Consider the following 17396-nt stretch of genomic DNA (forward strand, 5'->3'; position numbering starts at 1 on the left):
GGCTCCCCGGTCCGCCGGGGCCGTCGTGCGTGCCGTGTCCGCCGGGGCCGCCGTGTCCCGGGCCGCCGCCCGCGCCGGGCCGTGCGGAGAGTGGTGTGGTCGCCAGCAGCTCGCGCAGGACATCACCCGTACGGCCGCCCGCGAACCCCGTCACCACCGTCTCGTGGCCCAGCGCCGCCAGCACCCGCGCGACATTGAGGCCCTTGCCGCCGGGGCGTTCGACGACCTCGCCGACGCGGTGCGTGGTGTGCGGGACGAGCGCGGGGGTGCGGTAGGTGATGTCCAGCGCGGTGTTGAGGGTCACCGTCAGGATCACCGTCACTCCCGGGGTATGCGCACGCGCGACCGATGAGGCGACCGAGCGACCGATTTGACGCAGCGATCATGTCAAAAAGAAAGCGGTTGGCCCAGACTTCGGACCGACCGCTTTCCTCCGGGCCCGCCCCTGCTCGCAAGGGCTTGCCGACGCCTGCGCCGCACTCATCCGACGCGCGGGTCGACCACCCATGTGCCCTTGTGCAGCACGCCCTTGACCGCGAAGCCGGCGTCCAGGACCACCAGGTCGGCGTCCTTGCCCGGCTCCAGCGAGCCGACCCGGTCGTCCAGCCCCAGCAGTTTCGCCGGGTTGGCGGAGACGGCCCGGACGATGTCCTCGACCGGCAGCCGGTCCACGGTCGCGGCCCGCTGGAACGCCGTGTCCAGTGTCAGCGTGGAACCCGCGATGGAGCCGCCCTCCACCAGCCGTGCGACCCCCTCCTTGACCTCCACCGCGAGCGGGCCGAGCTGGTAGAGCCCGTCGCCGAAGCCGGCCGCGTCCATCGCGTCCGTGATGAAGGCGACCCGGTTCCCGCCCGCGCGGTGGAAGGCCAGCTCCAGGGCGGCGGGGTGCAGATGGGTACCGTCGTTGATCAGCTCGACGGTGACCCGCTCGTCCTCCAGCAGCGCGGCGATCGGACCCGGCGCGCGGTGCCCGAGCGGCGGCATCGCGTTGAAGAGATGCGTCGCGACGGTCGCGCCCGCGTCGATGGCCTCCACGGTCTGCTCGTACGTGGCGTCCGTGTGCCCGATCGCGGCGATCACGCCGTGCTCGGCCAGCAGCCGTACGGACTCGATACCGCCGGGCAGTTCGGTGGCGAGCGTCACCATCCGTGCCGTGCCGCGCGCCGCGTCGAGCAGTTTGCGCACCTCGGACGGGTCGGGGTCGCGCAGCAGCGCCTCGCTGTGGGCGCCCTTGCGGCAGGGGGAGATGAACGGTCCCTCGAAGTGGATGCCCGCGAGATCGCCCTGCTCGACCAGTTCGGAGAGGATGCTCGCGCGCTGGGCGAGGAAGTCCATCTCACCGGTGACGGTGGAGGCGACGAGCGTGGTGGTGCCGTGCTCGCGGTGCGTACGGATGCCGGTGAGGACGTCGTCCACGGAGCCCGAGGTGAAGGAGGCACCCCCGCCGCCGTGGTTGTGCATGTCCACGAAGCCGGGGACCAGCCAGTGGCCCGGCAGATCGAGGGTGGTGGCGTCGTCCGGGGCGGCGCCCACGATCCGGCGGCCCTCGACGATCACCCGCCCGCCCTCGACGGTTCCGGTGGGCAGTACGACCCTGGCCCCGGTGAGAACGGTGCTTTCGGCGCGTGCGGCCATCAGGCGCTTACCTCCGGGGCGAGTGGATCGGTGGGGGGATGGGCGACACGGGATCCGGTCGCGGGCGGTGCATCGGTGACGGACGGTGCATCGGTGACGGGTGACGCTGTGACAGGTGCTGTGGTGACAGGTGCTGTGGTGATGGGCGACGCTTCGGTGGCAGGGGGTGCTGTGGTGATGGGTGACGCTTCGGTGGCGGGTGATGCCGTGGTGACGGGTGCCGCTTCGCTGCCCGGGGCGGTGGACCCGGTCCGGGCCAGCAGGTCCCAGGCCAGCAGTCCCGCGCCCAGGCATCCGGCGGTGTCCCCGAGGGCCGCCGGCACGATCTCGGGCAGCTTCTGGAACGTCACGCGCTCCTCGACCGCCGCCCGCAACGGCGTGAACAGCGTTTCCCCGGCCTCGGCCAGACCGCCGCCGATGATCAGCGTGCGGGGGTCGAGCAGGGTGAGCGCGGTGACCAGTCCCGCCGCGAGCGCGTCGACCGCGTCGAGCCAGACCCGTACCGCCTCGGGGTCGCCGGACTCCACGGCCTTGGCGCAGTCGGCGGCGTCCGCCCCGGGATCGCCGCTCGCCGCAGCCCAGGCGCGGCTCACGGCCGCCGCCGAGGCGAGCGTCTCCAGACAGCCGCGCTGCCCGCAGCCGCACTCGGGGCCGTCGGGACGGACCACGACATGGCCGATCTCGCCCGCGTAGCCGTGGGCGCCGGCCTCGATCACGCCGCCGATGCCGATGGCCCCGGCGATCCCGGTGCCCAGCGGTATGAACATGAACCGGTCGGCGCCCCGGCCGGCGCCGAGCCGTCCCTCGGCGAGACCGCCGGTCCTCACGTCGTGCCCGAGCGCGACGGGTACGCCCCCGAGCCGCTCGGCGAGCAGCTCACGCATCGGTACGTCACGCCAGCCGAGGTTGGCGGCGTACACCGCGACACCGCGTTCGGCGTCGACGATCCCGGGGACGGCGACCCCCGCCGCCACGGCGCTCTCGCCGAAGTGCTCGGCGCCGTAGGCGCGCAGTTCGGCCGCGAATCCGAGGATGGTCTCCACGACGGCGTCGGGGCCGCGCTCTCTGCCGGTCGCCCGCCGCACTTCGTACAGCAGGGCGCCGTCCGCCCCGACCAGGGCGGCCTTCATACCGGTGCCGCCCACATCCAGGGCGATGACGTGTCTCACAGAGACAGTCTCGCGCGTGGACCCATGAAAGGTCTAGTCCACTGTCCTGGATTGTTGCGTGTCCATACAAACGGCGGATCCCCGGCGGAGGGCGAGGGGATCCGCGCGGGCTCTTGGGCCAGACGTTGCCGAAGCGAAACCGGCCTTACATGGACCGTAAACCTCCGGATAGGGGAAAATCACAGATTCATAAGAGCATCGAAGCGGCACTGAAGCATCACCGGCGAACACCGAAGAACGCCGAACGACACTGAAGAACAGAGGCGGAACAGAGCTGTGCAGCAGCGCTTTCGGGGAGCGACGGCGGCGATAGCCGCACTTGGTATGACAATGGCGCTGGCCGGCTGTGGCAGCACGGCGGGTTCGGGGGACGTCACCCTCAGACTCGTCGCCGCCGACTACGGCAATGGATCGTCCAACAGATCCGACAAATACTGGGCCGAGGTGGCCAGGAATTTCGAGTCCGAACACCCCGGCATCAAGATCGATGTCGATGTCCGCTCCTGGAAGACCGTCGACCAGGACGTCGCGGACATGGTCAAGCGGGGCAAGGCTCCCGACATGGCGCAGATCGGCTCCTACGCCGACTACGCCAAGCAGGACAAGCTCTACACCGTGGACGAAGTGGTCTCCGTACCCACACAGGCGAACTTCCTGTCCCAGCTCGCGGACGCGGGCAAGGTCAATCGCATTCAGTACGGACTGCCCTTCATCGCCTCCGCCCGGCTGCTCTTCTACAACAAGAAGCTCTTCGCCCAGGCCGGTGTGAGCGCGCCCAAGGACTGGGACGACATCGAGTCCGACGCCCGCGCGCTCAAGGCGGCGGGGGTGACGACTCCGATCGCGCTTCCGCTGGGCTCCGAGGAGGCGCAGGGCGAGACCATGATGTGGCTGCTGAGCGGCGGGGGCGGCTATATCGACAACGCCGACGACTCGTACGACATCGACTCGGACCAGAACATCAAGACCTTCGAGTGGCTCAAGAAGAACCTCGTGGGAGAGGGCCTGACCGGTCCGATCGCCCCGTCGAAACTCGACAGGACCACCGCGTTCAAGGCGTTCACCAGCGGCCAGGTCGGCATGCTCAACGGCCATCCCACGCTGCTGCTCGACGCGCGGCAGGCGGGCATCGACGTCGGGATGCTGCCGCTGCCCGGCTTCGACGGCAAGGACAAGCCGTCGATGGGCGTGGCCGACTGGATGATGGCCTTCCGGCAGAACGGCCACGCCAAGGAGATCGGCACGTTCCTGGACTATGTCTACGAGGACAAGAACGTCCTCGACTTCGTCGGGCAGTACGACCTGCTGCCGGTCACCTACAGCGCCAATGACGCGATGGCGGCGGACGCGGGCTTCAAGGAGCTGAGCACCTTCCAGAAGGTGCTGCCCACCGCCGAGCTGTATCCGTCCGGCAAGAAGTCCTGGGGAGGCGTCAGCCAGGACATCAAGGACCACATCGGCGAGGCGGTCGCGCCCGGCGGCAACCCGGCGGCCATCCTCGGGCGGATAGCCCGGGACGCGACGGCCGCGGAGGTCGCCGAGTAGCGTCACGGGTATGAGCGCGCCCACACCCGACCCCGCCGAAGCCACCGGTCCCGCCGGCCCCGACACCGGGGCGGGCGGCTCCGGTGAGCCGCGCGGCGCCGCCGGGCTGTCCGAACGGGACCGCGCCGTGCTCGCCTTCGAGCGGCGCGGCTGGCCGGGCCCCGGTGCCAAGGAGCGCGCGATCAGGGAGCAGCTCGGCATCTCACCGACCCGCTACTACCAGTTGCTGGGCGCGCTGCTGGACGATCCGCGCGCGGCGGAGCACGACGCGGTGACGGTGAACAGACTGCGCCGGGTCAGGAACGCGCGCCGCGAGAGCCGCTGACCGCCGCCGCCGTGGCGGACCCCTCGTGGTGGACCTGTCGTGGCGGATCCCCCGTGGTGGACCTGTCGTGGCGGATCCCTCGTGGCGGACCCCTCGCGAGCGGCCTTGCCGCGTGTGGCCTCGTCGCGGCGGTCCGGGCGGGTGCGCGGGGCATCGGAACGATCGGTTCCGGACCGTCGGGGCGGGTACGCCGATAGGGTCGGGGTATGGGCAGCAACCCGTACCCCGTCCCCCTTCCGGAACCGACCACTCCCGCCGGCGCCGACGGCCTGGCCGCGCTTCTCGCCCGGCCGGGCGAAGCCGTCGTCGCCCTCGACTTCGACGGCACCCTCGCCGAGATCGTCCCCGACCCCGACCAGGCCCGCGCCCATCCGCGCGCCGTCACCGCCCTGGCCGCCCTCGCGCCGCATGTCGCGTCCGTCGCGGTGGTCACCGGCCGGCCCGCCGGCGTCGCCGTCCGCTACGGCGGCTTCGCCGGGGTGCCCGGTCTGGAGCATCTCGTGGTGCTCGGACACTACGGCGCCGAGCGCTGGGACGCCGTCAGCGGGACGGTCCGCGCTCCCGCCCCGCACGAGGGCGTCGCGGCCGTCCGCGCCGAACTCCCCGGATTCCTGGACCGGTTCGACGCCTGGCACGGCACCTGGATAGAGGAGAAGGGCCAGGCGGTCGCGGTCCACACCCGCCGCTCCACCGACCCCCAGGCCGCCTTCGAGGCCCTGCGCGAGCCGCTGGGCGAACTCGCCGCCCGCCACGGACTGATCGTCGAACCGGGCCGAATGGTCCTGGAGCTGCGCCCGCCCGGCGTGGACAAGGGCGCGGCGCTGCTGGAGTACGTGCGCGAGGTGGGCGGCGGGGCCGTCCTCTACGCGGGCGACGACCTGGGCGACCTGCCCGCCTTCGGGGCGGTCGAGAAACTCCGCTCCGACGGTCACCCGGGCCTGCTGGTGTGCAGCGGCTCGGAGGTTCCCGAACTCGCGGACCGGGCCGATCTCCGGCTCCCGGGCCCCGCCGCGGTGGTGGACTTCCTGGCGGCACTGGCCCAGGCCCTGGACGCGCGGCCCCAGGACTGACGGCCTCCGGACCGACGCCGCCGCCCGACCTCCCGGGTCCGGCGGTCGGCGGGTCGGTCCCTCGGCGGCCGATGCCCCGGAAGCCGGTGCCCCGGGGGCCGGCGCCCCGGGGGCCGGTGCCTCAGAGCGCGCGCAGCGCGGTGAGCTGGTCCAGGAACCACTGCTGCGGCGGCAGCGCCGTCGCCGCCGCGGCCAGCCGCTTGGCGCGTTCCGTACGCTCGTCGAGCGGCATGCTCAGCGCCTCGTGGAGGGCCTTCGCCGTGGCGCTGATGTCGTACGGGTTCACCCCCAGCGCGTCCTCGCCCATCTCCTCGTACGCTCCCGCCTCCCGCGAGAGCACCAGCGCGCAGCCGCGCTCCGAGACGACGGGGATCTCCTTCGCGACCAGGTTCATGCCGTCGCGGATCGGATTGACCAGGGCCACGTCGGCCAGCCGGTACGCGGCCAGGGAACGGGCGAAGTCGTCCTGGACGTGCATCACGACCGGGGACCAGTCCTCCGTGCCGAACTCGTCGTTGATCGCGTCGGTCACCCGGCGCACCTCGGCGGTGTAGTCGCGGTAGACCTCCAGGTCCTGCCGGGAGGGGTAGGCGAAGGCGACATGGACGACCCGGTCGTGCCATTCCGGGTGGTCGGCCAGCAGCCGCCGGTAGGAGAGCAGGCCGCGGACGATGTTCTTGGACAGTTCCGTACGGTCCACGCGGACGATGGTCTTCCGGACCTCGCCCGTGCTCGTCGAACGGCCGATCTGCTCGCGCAGGGTGACGATCCGTTCGTCCACGTCCGCGCGGTGGGCGCGCTCCCGCAGGAAGTCGGCGTCCGAGCCCAGACCGTGCACCCCGATCCTGGTGTTGCCCGTCCCGCCCAGCAGCTCCGTACAGCAGGCCGTGAAGGCGTCCGCCCAGCGCCGGGTCAGAAAAGCCGCGCGGTCCGCGCCGAGGATGCCCCGCAGCAACTGGCGGCCGATGTCGTCGGGCAGCAGGCGGTAGTAGTCCACCGGGGCCCACGGCGTGTGCGAGAAGTGCCCGATGCGCAGGTCGGGGCGGAGCGCCCGGAGCATCCCGGGCACCAGCGCCAGGTGGTAGTCCTGCACCAGGACCGCCGCGCCCTCCGCGGCCTCGTCCGCCAGCGCCTCCGCGAAGGCCCGGTTGTAAGCCTCGTACGACGCCCACTGGAGGCGGAACTCCGGGCCGAAGGACGGCTCCAGCGGGGTCTGGTAGAGCAGGTGGTGGACGAACCAGAGCGTGGAGTTGGCCACGCCGTTGTACGCGTCCGAGTAGACCTCCGGCGCGATCCCCAGCATCCGCACGCGCTGCCCGCCCGTGTCGGCCGGGTCGAGCCGGCCGCCCGTACGCCGGACCGCCTCGCGGTCGCCGTCCCCGAGCGCCGCGCAGACCCACACGGCGTCCGCGCCGGAGCCGATGGCCGACAGGCCGGACACCAGACCGCCGCCGCCGCGCTTGGAGGTCAGCGTGCCGTCGTCGCGCACGGTGTACGAGACGGGGCCGCGGTTGGACGCGACGAGGACCTGGGCCCGGGAGACGGCCGGGGCAGGGGGGACCTGGGCCCGGGAGGGCGGCTCGGTAACCATGTGCCGAAACCTAGCCCGTCATGTAAACGCTCAAACGTACGGACGGTGTGGCCTACGCCCGGTCAGGGGCCGGTCACCGGCGCGGTCACCCGGCGGCCGGGCGCCCGGCGGGTCCCCGGCCGGCCACCGGCCGGCCGTCCCGCGCGCCTCAGCGGCGGCCACGGGTCGCGGCCAGTGCCACCGCTCCCGCGCCGGTCAGCGCGAGCGCCACGCCGCCCAGCAGCCACAGCCGTTCGGCGGCCCCTCCGGTGTCCGCGAGCTGCCCGGGAAGCGACCCGGGCAGGGGCTCGTGCGGGGGCTGGTGGAACAGCTCGTGGAAGGGGATGGAGGGATGGAGCACCGGCTGGAGCGGCGCGCGCGGGGGTCCCTGGAGGGGTGCGGACGTCATGGCCGATGCCTGCCCCGGCGCCAGCAGCACCAGCGTTCCGACCAGCACCCCGACGAATCGGCAGATAATCAGATGTTTTGCCCTCATAAGGGCGCAATGTAGGCAATCCGTAGGGTGATCCGTGGTTACGCCGCGCGTCCGGACGTGTACTCCGCGATCTCCCGCACCGGCGGCCGTTCCTCCGTGTCCACCGAGTAGGTGCGCGGTACGAAGCCGTTCTCGCCCCGGTCGAACTGTGTCAGCTCCGGCCGGACCAAGTGTCCCCGGGACAGGCGCAGTTGAGCCGTACGGTAGATCGCCGCGGCCATCCGGCCCAGCGCCCGGTCGTCCTGGTGGCGATGGTGCCGCACCCCCACGTCGACCTGTCCCAGCGCGTCCAGGCCCACCGTGTGCAGCGCGTCCACGAGCAGGCCCAGCTCCACGCCGTACCCGACGGGGAACGGCAGCCGCTCCAGCAGCGAGCGCCGGGCCGCGTACTCCCCGCCCAGCGGCTGGACGAAGCCGGCCAGCCGCGGCCAGTGCAGATTGAGCAGCGGGCGCGCCACCAGTTCGGTCACCCGTCCGCCCTGACCGCTCACCCCGCCGGTGCCCGCGCCGCCGGTGCCCGCGCCGTCCGCCCCGCCCGTATCCGCCCCGCCCGTACCCACGCCGTTCGTGCTCGTGGCGTCCGCGCGGGCGCCGTCGGGGCCGCCCTCCCGCAGCGGGCGGTCGTACATCGCCTTCACGAAGTGCACGTCCGCGTCCGTGAGCAGCGGCCCCACGGTCCCCGACACGAAATCCGCCGAGAAGTGCCGCAGATCGGCGTCCACGAAGCACACCACATCGCCGCTCGTCACCAGCAGTGACCGCCAGAGCACCTCGCCCTTGCCGGGCAGCGCGGGCAGCCGCGGCAGGATCGCGTCCCGGTGCACCACCCGCGCGCCCGCCGCCGCGGCGACCTCCGCCGTACGGTCGGTGGAGCCGGAGTCGATCACCACCAGCTCGTCGACGAGCGGTGCCCGCTCCATCAGCTCGCGCCGTATCACGGAGACGATCGCGCCGACGGTCGCCTCCTCGTCGAGCGCCGGAAGCACCACGCTCACGGTGGTGCCGCGCGCGGCCTTCGCCACCAGGAGCCGGTCGAGCGTACGGTCGGCCGCTGACCAGGAACGCCTGGTCAGCCAGCGTTCCACCTCTTCCAGCACGGTCGGTACTCCCTGACGTGATCCTCGGACGCGGCCCGCGAACCGGGCGAACGTGATCCATCTCGCGGTGCGGACCACTATCTCAACCGTCCGCTCCTTCGGTTACAGTCTTGAACAACACGACTGACCACCGCATGCCGGGGTCGGTAGGTGAAAAAACGCACCGGACCCAGGGTCCGGCGCCATAGCGCTCATCCAGAGGGACTGAGGGAACGGCCCGTTGAAGTCCCGGCAACCCTCCCGCCGACCGCGAGGTCACGGTGGGGAAGGTGCCAATTCCGTCTTGCGGCGAAACGCGTCGTAAGGAAGATGAGGAGAAAGGGCCTCGCCATCATGGCTGTGCAGACTGTCGACCACGCCAGCGACACCGTCGACCTCGGACCCGCCGCCGCCCTCTCGTGCCGCGAATGCGGAGAGCGTTTCGACCTCGGCCCCATTTTCGCCTGTGCGAGCTGTTTCGGGCCGCTCGAAGTCGCCTACGACCTGCCGAGCGGCACCCCCGAAGAGCTGAAGAAGCGCATCGCGGACGGCCCGGACAACATCTGGCGGTACGCGCCGCTGCTGCCCGTCCCCGCCGATGTGGCCTCGAAGCCGAACATCAACCCCGGTTTCACCAAGCTGGTCAAGGCCGACAATCTCGCCCGTGAACTGGGTGTCACCGGCTCCCTGTACATCAAGGACGACTCCGGCAATCCGACGCACTCCTTCAAGGACCGTGTCGTCGCGATTGCCGTCGAGGCCGCCCGCGCCTTCGGCTTCACCACGCTCTCCTGCTCCTCCACCGGCAATCTGGCGGGCGCGGTCGGCGCCGCGGCGGCCCGTGCCGGCTTCCGCTCCTGCGTGTTCATCCCGCACGACCTGGAGCAGGGCAAGGTCGTCATGGCGGCGGTGTACGGCGGTGAACTCGTCGGCATCGAGGGCACCTACGACGACGTGAACCGTTTCTGCTCGGAGCTGATCGGCGACCCGCTGGGCGAGGGCTGGGGCTTCGTCAACGTCAACCTCCGCCCGTACTACGGCGAGGGCTCCAAGACCCTCGCGTACGAGATCTGTGAGCAGCTCGGCTGGCGGCTGCCCGACCAGATCGTCATCCCGATCGCCTCCGGATCGCAGCTCACGAAGATCGACAAGGGACTTCAGGAGCTGATCAGGCTGGGGCTCGTGGAGGACCGCCCGTACAAGATCTTCGGTGCCCAGGCCGAGGGCTGCTCGCCGGTCTCCGCCGCCTTCAAGGCCGGGCACGATGTCGTACGGCCGGTGAAGCCGGACACCATCGCCAAGTCCCTGGCGATCGGCAACCCGGCCGACGGCCCCTACGTCCTGGACATCGCCCGCCGCACCGGGGGAGCGGTCGAGGACGTGGACGACGAGCAGATCGTCGACGCGATCAAGCTGCTGGCGCGCACCGAGGGCATCTTCGCGGAGACCGCGGGCGGGGTGACCGTCGGTGTGACCAGGAAGCTGATCGAGGCCGGTGTGCTCGACCCGGCGCTGACGACCGTGGTCCTCAACACGGGTGACGGACTGAAGACTCTGGACGCGGTGGCGCCGACGACGGGCCCGACCGCCACCATCCGCCCGAGCCTGGACGCGTTCCGCGACGCGGGCCTGGCCCACTGATCCCCACGGACGTCACGGAAGACGGAAGGCAGAACACCACTATGAGCGTCAATGTCCGCATCCCCACCATTCTCCGTACGTACACCGGCGGCAAGGCCGAGGTCGCGGCCGAGGGGGCGACCCTCTCCGAGGTCATCCAGTCGCTGGAGGCCAGCCACCCCGGTATCGCCGCGCGTGTCCTGGACGACCAGGGCAAGTTGCGCCGGTTCGTGAATGTCTATGTGAACGACGACGACGTCCGTTTCGAGCAGGGTCTGGAGACCGCGACCCCGGCCGGCGCCGGCGTTTCGATCATTCCCGCGGTCGCCGGAGGCTGAGCCTCGCACGACGGCATCCGGTAACTGGTATGGCTCCCTCCGCAAGAGAAGCGGAGGGAGCCATTCTTTATGGTTGAACGCGATAGAGTGTGGGAACGCCCCTCCGCTCCCCAGATCGCGCGTGTATGAGAACGCGACAAGATGGAGCCGAAGTCGTGGTGTTGTTTGCGCGGTAGGTGCGCTTTGCCCGGCCCGACTTGCCCGGGAACGCAGTGGATTCGTCGCTATGCGTGTTCAGCCATGCCCAGAATTCTCGTCCGATTGACCTGTTGCAGAGGGCAGTTGGGCAGATACATTCAGCCGCGGTCGACGCGTTCCGGCGCGAAGTGTGGCCCCCTGGAAGGGCCAGTAATAGGGGAGTTAGGCATGGCTCAGGGCACCGTCAAGTGGTTCAACGCGGAGAAGGGATACGGCTTCATCGCGGTCGACGGTGGTGCGGATGTTTTCGTCCACTACAGCGCGATCCAGATGGACGGTTACCGCACCCTTGAAGAAGGTCAGCGAGTGGAGTTCGAGATCTCGCAGGGCCAGAAGGGTCCGCAGGCGGACATGGTCAAGCTCGCCGTCTGATCCCGGCGCGATCGGCCACCGACGCACTCAGCTCACGCCGAGGGGTCCGTATCCCAGAGATGGGATACGGACCCCTCGTGCGTTGTCCGCGCGGTGCGTTCGGCGCGCGGTGCGTTCGGCGTGCGCCGGGGCCGCGCGTCCGTGAGGTGGCGCCCGCGTGGGTGCCGCGCGCCGAGGTGCGCCCGTACGTCCGTGAGGCCGTGCCCGCCGGGCCGCGCCCCCGCCACCGCCGCCGGGCCCCTTCCGGCGTCGTGGAGACGTTCATCCACGCGCCCGCCTCCCGTCGCGAAGACGTTCACCCAGGGACCCGTGAGGGGTCGCGAAGGTGTTCACCCGTGGGTTCGCGGGGGGTGAGAAGGCCGCGCAAGGTTGCACTCGCAGGGGTCGAGTGCTAATCATTGGCGTTAGCACTCTGCGAGTGAGAGTGACAACTTAAGGACCGGGTCGGTGAGGCCCGAAGAGCCGGTGGGGCAAGGAACCGCACGGCTCTCAGGCCGTCCGTCGCGGGCGCCAGCGCGGTCCGGAGCAATCCACCCCAGTCCGGGAGGACCACTTCACATGGCCAAGATCATCGCGTTCGACGAGGAGGCACGGCGCGGTCTCGAGCGCGGGATGAACCAGCTCGCCGACGCCGTCAAGGTCACCCTTGGCCCCAAGGGTCGCAACGTCGTCCTCGAGAAGAAGTGGGGCGCCCCCACGATCACCAACGATGGTGTGTCCATCGCCAAGGAGATCGAGCTCGAGGACCCGTACGAGAAGATCGGCGCCGAGCTGGTCAAGGAAGTCGCCAAGAAGACGGACGACGTCGCCGGTGACGGAACGACCACCGCGACCGTGCTCGCCCAGGCGCTCGTCCGCGAGGGCCTGCGCAACGTGGCCGCCGGTGCCAACCCGATGGCCCTCAAGCGCGGTATCGAGAAGGCCGTCGAGGCCGTCTCCGGTGCCCTGCTGGAGCAGGCCAAGGACGTGGAGACCAAGGAGCAGATCGCTTCGACCGCCTCCATCTCCGCCGCCGACACCCAGATCGGCGAGCTCATCGCCGAGGCCATGGACAAGGTCGGCAAGGAAGGCGTCATCACCGTCGAGGAGTCCCAGACCTTCGGTCTGGAGCTTGAGCTGACGGAGGGCATGCGCTTCGACAAGGGCTACATCTCGGCGTACTTCGCCACCGACATGGAGCGTATGGAGGCGTCCCTGGACGACCCGTACCTCCTGATCGTCAACTCCAAGATCAGCAACGTGAAGGACCTCCTTCCGCTGCTGGAGAAGGTCATGCAGTCGGGCAAGCCCCTGCTGATCATCGCGGAGGACGTCGAGGGCGAGGCGCTGTCGACCCTGGTCGTCAACAAGATCCGTGGCACCTTCAAGTCCGTCGCCGTCAAGGCCCCGGGCTTCGGTGACCGCCGCAAGGCGATGCTCAACGACATCGCCATCCTCACCGGCGGCACGGTCATCTCCGAGGAGGTCGGCCTCAAGCTGGAGAACGCCGGCCTGGACCTGCTGGGCCGCGCCCGCAAGGTCGTCATCACCAAGGACGAGACCACCATCGTCGACGGTGCCGGTGACAGCGACCAGGTCGCCGGTCGGGTCAACCAGATCCGCGCCGAGATCGAGAACAGCGACTCGGACTACGACCGCGAGAAGCTCCAGGAGCGCCTGGCGAAGCTGGCCGGCGGCGTGGCCGTCATCAAGGCCGGTGCCGCGACCGAGGTCGAGCTGAAGGAGCGCAAGCACCGCATCGAGGACGCGGTGCGCAACGCCAAGGCCGCCGTCGAGGAGGGCATCGTCGCCGGTGGCGGCGTGGCTCTGCTCCAGGCGTCCTCGGTCTTCGAGAAGCTGGAGCTGGAGGGCGACGAGGCGACCGGTGCGCAGGCCGTCAAGCTCGCGCTGGAGGCCCCGCTCAAGCAGATCGCCGTCAACGGTGGTCTTGAGGGCGGCGTCGTCGTCGAGAAGGTCCGCAACCTGACGGTCGGCCACGGTCTGAACGCCGCGACCGGCGAGTACGTCGACATGATCGCCGAGGGCATCATCGACCCGGCGAAGGTGACGCGTTCCGCGCTCCAGAACGCGGCCTCCATCGCCGCGCTGTTCCTGACCACCGAGGCCGTCATCGCCGACAAGCCGGAGAAGGCCGGCGCGGCCGCTCCGGGCGGCATGCCGGGCGGTGACATGGACTTCTGAGCCTTCACGGCTCTGCCGAGGCCGACGGCTCACCGAGCCCGGCGCCCCGGACCCGGTCCTGACCGAGGGCGGTACCCCACAGGGGGTGCCGCCCTCGGGCGTTTCCGGGCCCGGTACCCCGCGGGGGGTGCCGCTCCCGGGCGTTTCCGGGCGCGGACCTGTTCGCCGTGTCCGTTTCCCCGTGTCCGTTTCCCCGGGTCCGTCCGCCGCGCCCTGTGTCCGTTTCCGCCGGGGCCCCTGCCCGTCCGCCGGGCCCTGTAAGGATGTGCCGGGTCCAGGACATAGGACAGGTGTGGAAACCTTTCGGACGACGGGGAGCGACGGGGGCCGTGCGCCCGCCGGTGATCGCTCCGAGCGGTTCACGACCATGTACGCGCGTGAGCACCCGCGCGTATCGGCCTATGTCTATCGGCGGCTGGGCGACCGGGGCGCGGCGGAGGAGCTGACCGCGGAGGTCTTCAGGACCGCGTGGGAGCGGATGGCGGCGGGCCAGGAGACGGGCGGCGGCTGGCTGTTCGTCACCGCGCGCAATCTGCTGGGCAATCACTACCGCAGGACGGCGCGCCTGACCGAACTGCACCGGCGCATCTCCGACGAACTGGACCGTGCGCCGGCGTCCGGGCAGGACACCGCCGTACTCGAAACCCTCGACCGGCTGCCCGAGCGGCACCGGGAGGTGCTGATGCTCAGTTACTGGGACGGGCTGAGCGCCGCCGAGACGGGGGAGGTCCTCGGCTGCGGCGGACCGGCGGTCTGGGTCCGGCTGCACCGTGCCCGCAAGGCGTTCCGAGACCTTTATGTACAGCCCGAGCCCGAGGAGTCGGCGTGATGCGCGTCAAGTCCCTGATCCAGCAGGCCAATCCGGTTCCGGGGCCGGAGACGGTGACGGGATCGCGGTCGGCACCGGGGCCGGAGACGGGACCGGGGGCGGAGAGGGGACCGGGGGCGGAGAGGGGACCGGGAGCGATGGCGGGACCGGGGGCGGGACCGGCCGGGGCCCGGCGCCGGGGTCCTGGCCGGCGCGCCGTTCTGGTGGCGGCTCTCGCCGCTGGTACGGCCGCCGTCGTCGCGGGCGCCGCGCTTCTCGTCGGCGGGGACGGGGACGGTCCGGGCGGCCGGCCGCCGGGGGGCGGCGCCATCGCGGACCAGTCGTACTACGGGACCACCGAGCAGTTGGAGGCGGCGGCCGACGTGATCGTACGGGGCCGGCTCGGGCCCGGCCGGGCGGAGAGCCCGGAGGCCGGGCGCGGGGACAGCGCGTACACGCTCGCACGCGTGGAGGTCACGGCGACGGCCAAGGGCGACGTGCCCGGGGGGCGGCTCCAGTTGTCGTACCCCGGCGCCGCCGGCGGTTACGCCGAGACGGCCCCGCTGAGCGAGGGGAAGGAGTACGTCTTCCTGCTCACGGAGGACGAGTCGCGCGCCGGACGGTACTACCTCGTGACCACCATGCAGGGCTGGTACGGAGTCGGCCGGGACGGCCGGGCGACCCCCGGCCCGGAGAACCGGCTCCCGCTGAGCCCGGCGGTACGGAAGGCGCTGCGGCTCACGGGGTGAGCCGCAGCGCACCGGGTCGACGTCCGGGCGCACGGGGCGAACATCGCGGCGCCCGGGGGCGAGCCACGGTGACACACCGGGCGGGCCCGCGGCCCGGGGCGGGTCCGGTCAGGCGCGGGAGCGGCGGTGGGCCGCCACGCGTTCGCGGGTCGCGCAACGGCGGGAGCAGTAGCGCCCCGGGAGTCCGCTCACTCTCGGGGGCCAAGCTCGTTGCTGTATGCGGCGACGCAGGGAACGAGCACGGGTGCGGCTGAACTTTCTACGCGGGGTGGAAAGGGACGCCCCGCCCGTGCGCCACGGGGGGTAGCACTCGGACGGGGCGGGCGGAACCTTGCACCGTGCGCACCGTGGGTTGGTCCCTCATCCGTTGCTGAACGCGCCCAGCGGCCCCGCAACGGATCCCGCAACCTGTTCCGGCGCTCGTTCCCCCCGGAGGGGCGGTGCGACACGAAACGGGCGTCTGTGGTGCTGGTGAGAGCTAGGCTCTGGTCATGCCCGAGCCTTTCGTGAACGGCGACGTACACCACCGCGCGTGCGGCATCTGTCCGTCCCGGTTCCACGCTGTTGGTGAATTCGACGTGTTCGAGCGCCCGACCCCGGAATGCCCGTTCAACAAGGCTGATGGCCATAGGTACTTGAGCGACGGAACGCCGGTCTGTGTCCACCCCGAGAAGGTCGGTCTGCCCGCACGGCGCTACAAGAGCCAAAACGCCCCGCTGACGGTCGAGCTGCAACTACCGCCCGACCCTTCCGAAGTGGTGTCCTACCTTCATGACGTGCTGTACGGCGCGGCACCGGTCCTACTCGATGACCTGATCTCCCAGGCACAGCAGCAGGTCCGGCAGCACTTTCCTGAGCTGGACCCGCTCACAGTCATGCGGCAGGCACTCAGCTAGGGCCTCTTGTTTGGATCTTGCTGGGCTCGCCAGATCCAAACGAAAGATCCTATCCGCTACGCGGGTACGGGCTCGAACGTGATGCTGTGCGCGAGACCCATCCTGCGGAAGCCCGCAGCCTCGTACATCCCGCGCAGGATGCCGAGCCGTCGAGCCACCTCGTCGTGCGCGATCCAGTACCGGGCAGGCGGCTCACCCCACGCTGCACGGTACGCCTGGTGGGTGTAGTCGTCCCGCGTCCAGTCGGTGTGCTCCTGGTCGGTCTGGTGGATGATCTGCGCGCCGACCCGAGCCGTGATCCGGGCGAGGATCTGCGGCTGAGCGATCATGGCGTGCGTCATCTCGTCCACGGGTACGGCGACGGGGATTTCTGCCGCGCGTTCGTCGCCGGTCGCCTCGAATACGGCGGCCTTGAGGCAGAGCGCCCGCAGCCCCTCGGTGAACAGCGGGGCCGCGTCATCGGCTTGGTCGTACTCGCTGATGACCGGACCGCCGGAAAAGCAGGTCCAGTCCTCGTCGTAGCGCAGGCTCGCGGCCTTGAACGCGGCGAACTCCGGATCGGCCTCAACGGCCGTCAGGATCTCCCGAGCGCGCTCTGCGGTGCGCTCGGCGTGGAAAAGGTTGGTCACGGCTGTTCTCCTTCGGTCGTGTTGCGCGGTTGGGCCCGGGGTGCTCGACTCCGCCTCGCTCGTCGCGCGGTGGTCGAGCGATCCGCCCCCTGGGCTACCGGCCGTGAGGGGTACCGGTGCCCCGGGAGGTCCCCGCCGGGGGCGGAAATCGTGGCCCGCCCTGGTCACAGAAAGGAGACGAGCCACCCCGACGTGCGGCGGGGCTTCCTGTGGCTCGTGTGACCAGGCCGGGGGCTTGTGGACTGTCTGCCATCGGCGGGCAGTGGGGTGACGGACCCGGGCGAGAACACGGCCACGGGCCAGACAGTCAAGGTGAAGCGGCACCCCTTGTCAGGGATGACCACAGACAGGGGTGCCCCGTCCTTGAGCTGGTCCCGCGCGGCCTGGTGCTTCTCGGGGTCCTCGATCCAGAACCGGAATTCCGTAGGACAGTCGGGCAAGGGCACCGTGCCCACCCGCATCCACGGTTTCACCCATGCGGAGCGCTCCGGGTCGGGGTCGAGCCGGTCCGCGATGCGCTCGGCCTCGCTCTGTAACCACCGCAGCGCGAGTTTCGACGAGATCGTTTGGAAAGTGCCGAGGACGTACGGGACTGTCTCGCGCGTCCCGTACACCTCTCCTTCCGCGAGCGCTTCGCACCAGTAGCCCGCCGGTATTCCCGCGCCGGACCGCTCGGGGTTCCCCGTGGCCGTTCGTACGTGCGTCTCCATGTCCGGGCC

The 17396-nt window shown here is 70.8% G+C and carries 16 protein-coding genes, 3 pseudogenes and 1 riboswitch; of the genes and pseudogenes, 10 read left to right on the forward strand and 9 right to left on the reverse strand.

What is annotated here, in order from left to right:
• Positions 1-91: 91 nt before the first annotated feature.
• The 3 genes and pseudogenes from ACFYYH_RS26450 to ACFYYH_RS26460 all read right to left on the reverse strand — a co-directional run.
• Positions 92-280 (reverse strand): annotated as a pseudogene (locus ACFYYH_RS26450) (PfkB family carbohydrate kinase); the annotation flags it as partial.
• A gap of 200 nt (positions 281-480) precedes the next feature.
• Positions 481-1635: an N-acetylglucosamine-6-phosphate deacetylase gene (nagA, locus tag ACFYYH_RS26455; RefSeq protein ID WP_388555764.1), complete on the reverse strand. Its 1155-nt coding sequence runs from the start codon at positions 1633-1635 to the stop codon at positions 481-483.
• A 254-nt stretch (positions 1636-1889) separates the two neighbouring features.
• A pseudogene (locus ACFYYH_RS26460) lies at positions 1890-2765 on the reverse strand (ROK family protein); the annotation flags it as partial.
• Between the two features lie 363 nt (positions 2766-3128).
• Between ACFYYH_RS26460 and ACFYYH_RS26465 the strand changes: the two are divergent.
• From ACFYYH_RS26465 to otsB, 3 genes are all read left to right on the forward strand, one after another.
• Positions 3129-4349: an extracellular solute-binding protein gene (locus ACFYYH_RS26465; protein ID WP_388555767.1), complete on the forward strand. Its 1221-nt coding sequence runs from the start codon at positions 3129-3131 to the stop codon at positions 4347-4349.
• A gap of 10 nt (positions 4350-4359) precedes the next feature.
• Positions 4360-4674 (forward strand): DUF3263 domain-containing protein, encoded by a 315-nt coding sequence (locus tag ACFYYH_RS26470; protein ID WP_388555770.1) that lies wholly within the window; start codon positions 4360-4362, stop codon positions 4672-4674.
• 206 nt (positions 4675-4880) lie between these two features.
• Complete coding sequence (gene otsB, locus ACFYYH_RS26475; protein WP_388555772.1) at positions 4881-5744, forward strand: trehalose-phosphatase; 864 nt, start codon at positions 4881-4883, stop codon at positions 5742-5744.
• A gap of 121 nt (positions 5745-5865) precedes the next feature.
• On the opposite strand, the gene ACFYYH_RS26480 is transcribed toward otsB, so the two are convergent.
• The 3 genes from ACFYYH_RS26480 to ACFYYH_RS26490 form a co-directional block, all read right to left on the reverse strand.
• Positions 5866-7335 carry a trehalose-6-phosphate synthase gene (locus ACFYYH_RS26480; RefSeq protein WP_388555775.1) on the reverse strand — a complete coding sequence of 490 codons (1470 nt, stop codon included), beginning with the start codon at positions 7333-7335 and terminating at the stop codon, positions 5866-5868.
• Positions 7336-7483: 148 nt separating this feature from the next.
• Positions 7484-7810, reverse strand: a complete 327-nt coding sequence (locus ACFYYH_RS26485; protein WP_388555777.1) for a hypothetical protein — start codon at positions 7808-7810, stop codon at positions 7484-7486.
• Positions 7811-7848: 38 nt separating this feature from the next.
• The gene (locus ACFYYH_RS26490) at positions 7849-8907 is read right to left on the reverse strand and encodes a glucosyl-3-phosphoglycerate synthase (RefSeq protein ID WP_388555779.1); all 1059 of its coding nucleotides are present in this window, start codon (positions 8905-8907) and stop codon (positions 7849-7851) included.
• A gap of 188 nt (positions 8908-9095) precedes the next feature.
• Positions 9096-9223, forward strand: a riboswitch (SAM riboswitch).
• Between the two features lie 17 nt (positions 9224-9240).
• Between ACFYYH_RS26490 and thrC the strand changes: the two genes are divergently transcribed.
• The 6 genes from thrC (at position 9241) to ACFYYH_RS26520 (ending at position 15152) form a co-directional block, all read left to right on the forward strand.
• The gene (thrC, locus tag ACFYYH_RS26495) at positions 9241-10527 is read left to right on the forward strand and encodes a threonine synthase (RefSeq protein ID WP_388555782.1); all 1287 of its coding nucleotides are present in this window, start codon (positions 9241-9243) and stop codon (positions 10525-10527) included.
• A 41-nt stretch (positions 10528-10568) separates the two neighbouring features.
• Entirely contained in the window at positions 10569-10844 is a 276-nt protein-coding gene (locus ACFYYH_RS26500) for a ubiquitin-like small modifier protein 1 (RefSeq protein WP_365972430.1), read from the forward strand.
• Positions 10845-11210: 366 nt separating this feature from the next.
• On the forward strand, positions 11211-11414 hold the full coding sequence (locus ACFYYH_RS26505) for a cold-shock protein (protein ID WP_005315736.1): 204 nt from the start codon (positions 11211-11213) through the stop codon (positions 11412-11414).
• A 558-nt stretch (positions 11415-11972) separates the two neighbouring features.
• The gene (groL, locus tag ACFYYH_RS26510) at positions 11973-13595 is read left to right on the forward strand and encodes a chaperonin GroEL (protein ID WP_388555785.1); all 1623 of its coding nucleotides are present in this window, start codon (positions 11973-11975) and stop codon (positions 13593-13595) included.
• A gap of 292 nt (positions 13596-13887) precedes the next feature.
• Positions 13888-14424 carry an RNA polymerase sigma factor gene (locus ACFYYH_RS26515; protein WP_388555787.1) on the forward strand — a complete coding sequence of 179 codons (537 nt, stop codon included), beginning with the start codon at positions 13888-13890 and terminating at the stop codon, positions 14422-14424.
• Positions 14424-15152: a hypothetical protein gene (locus tag ACFYYH_RS26520; RefSeq protein WP_388555790.1), complete on the forward strand. Its 729-nt coding sequence runs from the start codon at positions 14424-14426 to the stop codon at positions 15150-15152. The genes ACFYYH_RS26515 and ACFYYH_RS26520 overlap by 1 nt, the downstream gene beginning before the upstream one ends.
• Before the next feature lie 108 nt (positions 15153-15260).
• On the opposite strand, the pseudogene ACFYYH_RS26525 reads toward ACFYYH_RS26520, so the two are convergent.
• Positions 15261-15341, reverse strand: a pseudogene (locus ACFYYH_RS26525) (CGNR zinc finger domain-containing protein); the annotation flags it as partial.
• Positions 15342-15643: 302 nt separating this feature from the next.
• Here ACFYYH_RS26525 and ACFYYH_RS26530 point away from each other — a divergent pair.
• On the forward strand, positions 15644-16048 hold the full coding sequence (locus ACFYYH_RS26530; RefSeq protein WP_388555793.1) for a hypothetical protein: 405 nt from the start codon (positions 15644-15646) through the stop codon (positions 16046-16048).
• A gap of 56 nt (positions 16049-16104) precedes the next feature.
• Here ACFYYH_RS26530 and ACFYYH_RS26535 read toward each other — a convergent pair whose 3' ends face one another.
• Both ACFYYH_RS26535 and ACFYYH_RS26540 read right to left on the reverse strand, forming a co-directional pair.
• The gene (locus tag ACFYYH_RS26535) at positions 16105-16677 is read right to left on the reverse strand and encodes a hypothetical protein (RefSeq protein ID WP_388555796.1); all 573 of its coding nucleotides are present in this window, start codon (positions 16675-16677) and stop codon (positions 16105-16107) included.
• 164 nt (positions 16678-16841) lie between these two features.
• The gene (locus ACFYYH_RS26540) at positions 16842-17387 is read right to left on the reverse strand and encodes a hypothetical protein (RefSeq protein ID WP_388555798.1); all 546 of its coding nucleotides are present in this window, start codon (positions 17385-17387) and stop codon (positions 16842-16844) included.
• Positions 17388-17396: the final 9 nt, after the last annotated feature.

The organism is Streptomyces sp. NPDC002018 (assembly GCF_042890865.1).
GTDB lineage: Bacteria > Actinomycetota > Actinomycetes > Streptomycetales > Streptomycetaceae > Streptomyces.

Excerpts from the sequence above, each read along its gene's own strand:
- nagA (WP_388555764.1), bottom strand. The coding sequence starts at position 1,635 with ATGGCCGCACGCGCCGAAAGCACCGTTCTCACCGGGGCCAGGGTCGTA.
- ACFYYH_RS26465 (WP_388555767.1), top strand. The coding sequence starts at position 3,129 with ATGACAATGGCGCTGGCCGGCTGTGGCAGCACGGCGGGTTCGGGGGAC.
- ACFYYH_RS26470 (WP_388555770.1), top strand. The coding sequence starts at position 4,360 with ATGAGCGCGCCCACACCCGACCCCGCCGAAGCCACCGGTCCCGCCGGC.
- otsB (WP_388555772.1), top strand. The coding sequence starts at position 4,881 with ATGGGCAGCAACCCGTACCCCGTCCCCCTTCCGGAACCGACCACTCCC.
- ACFYYH_RS26480 (WP_388555775.1), bottom strand. The coding sequence starts at position 7,335 with ATGGTTACCGAGCCGCCCTCCCGGGCCCAGGTCCCCCCTGCCCCGGCC.
- ACFYYH_RS26485 (WP_388555777.1), bottom strand. The coding sequence starts at position 7,810 with ATGAGGGCAAAACATCTGATTATCTGCCGATTCGTCGGGGTGCTGGTC.
- thrC (WP_388555782.1), top strand. The coding sequence starts at position 9,241 with ATGGCTGTGCAGACTGTCGACCACGCCAGCGACACCGTCGACCTCGGA.
- ACFYYH_RS26500 (WP_365972430.1), top strand. The coding sequence starts at position 10,569 with ATGAGCGTCAATGTCCGCATCCCCACCATTCTCCGTACGTACACCGGC.
- ACFYYH_RS26505 (WP_005315736.1), top strand. The coding sequence starts at position 11,211 with ATGGCTCAGGGCACCGTCAAGTGGTTCAACGCGGAGAAGGGATACGGC.
- groL (WP_388555785.1), top strand. The coding sequence starts at position 11,973 with ATGGCCAAGATCATCGCGTTCGACGAGGAGGCACGGCGCGGTCTCGAG.
- ACFYYH_RS26520 (WP_388555790.1), top strand. The coding sequence starts at position 14,424 with ATGCGCGTCAAGTCCCTGATCCAGCAGGCCAATCCGGTTCCGGGGCCG.
- ACFYYH_RS26530 (WP_388555793.1), top strand. The coding sequence starts at position 15,644 with ATGCCCGAGCCTTTCGTGAACGGCGACGTACACCACCGCGCGTGCGGC.
- ACFYYH_RS26540 (WP_388555798.1), bottom strand. The coding sequence starts at position 17,387 with ATGGAGACGCACGTACGAACGGCCACGGGGAACCCCGAGCGGTCCGGC.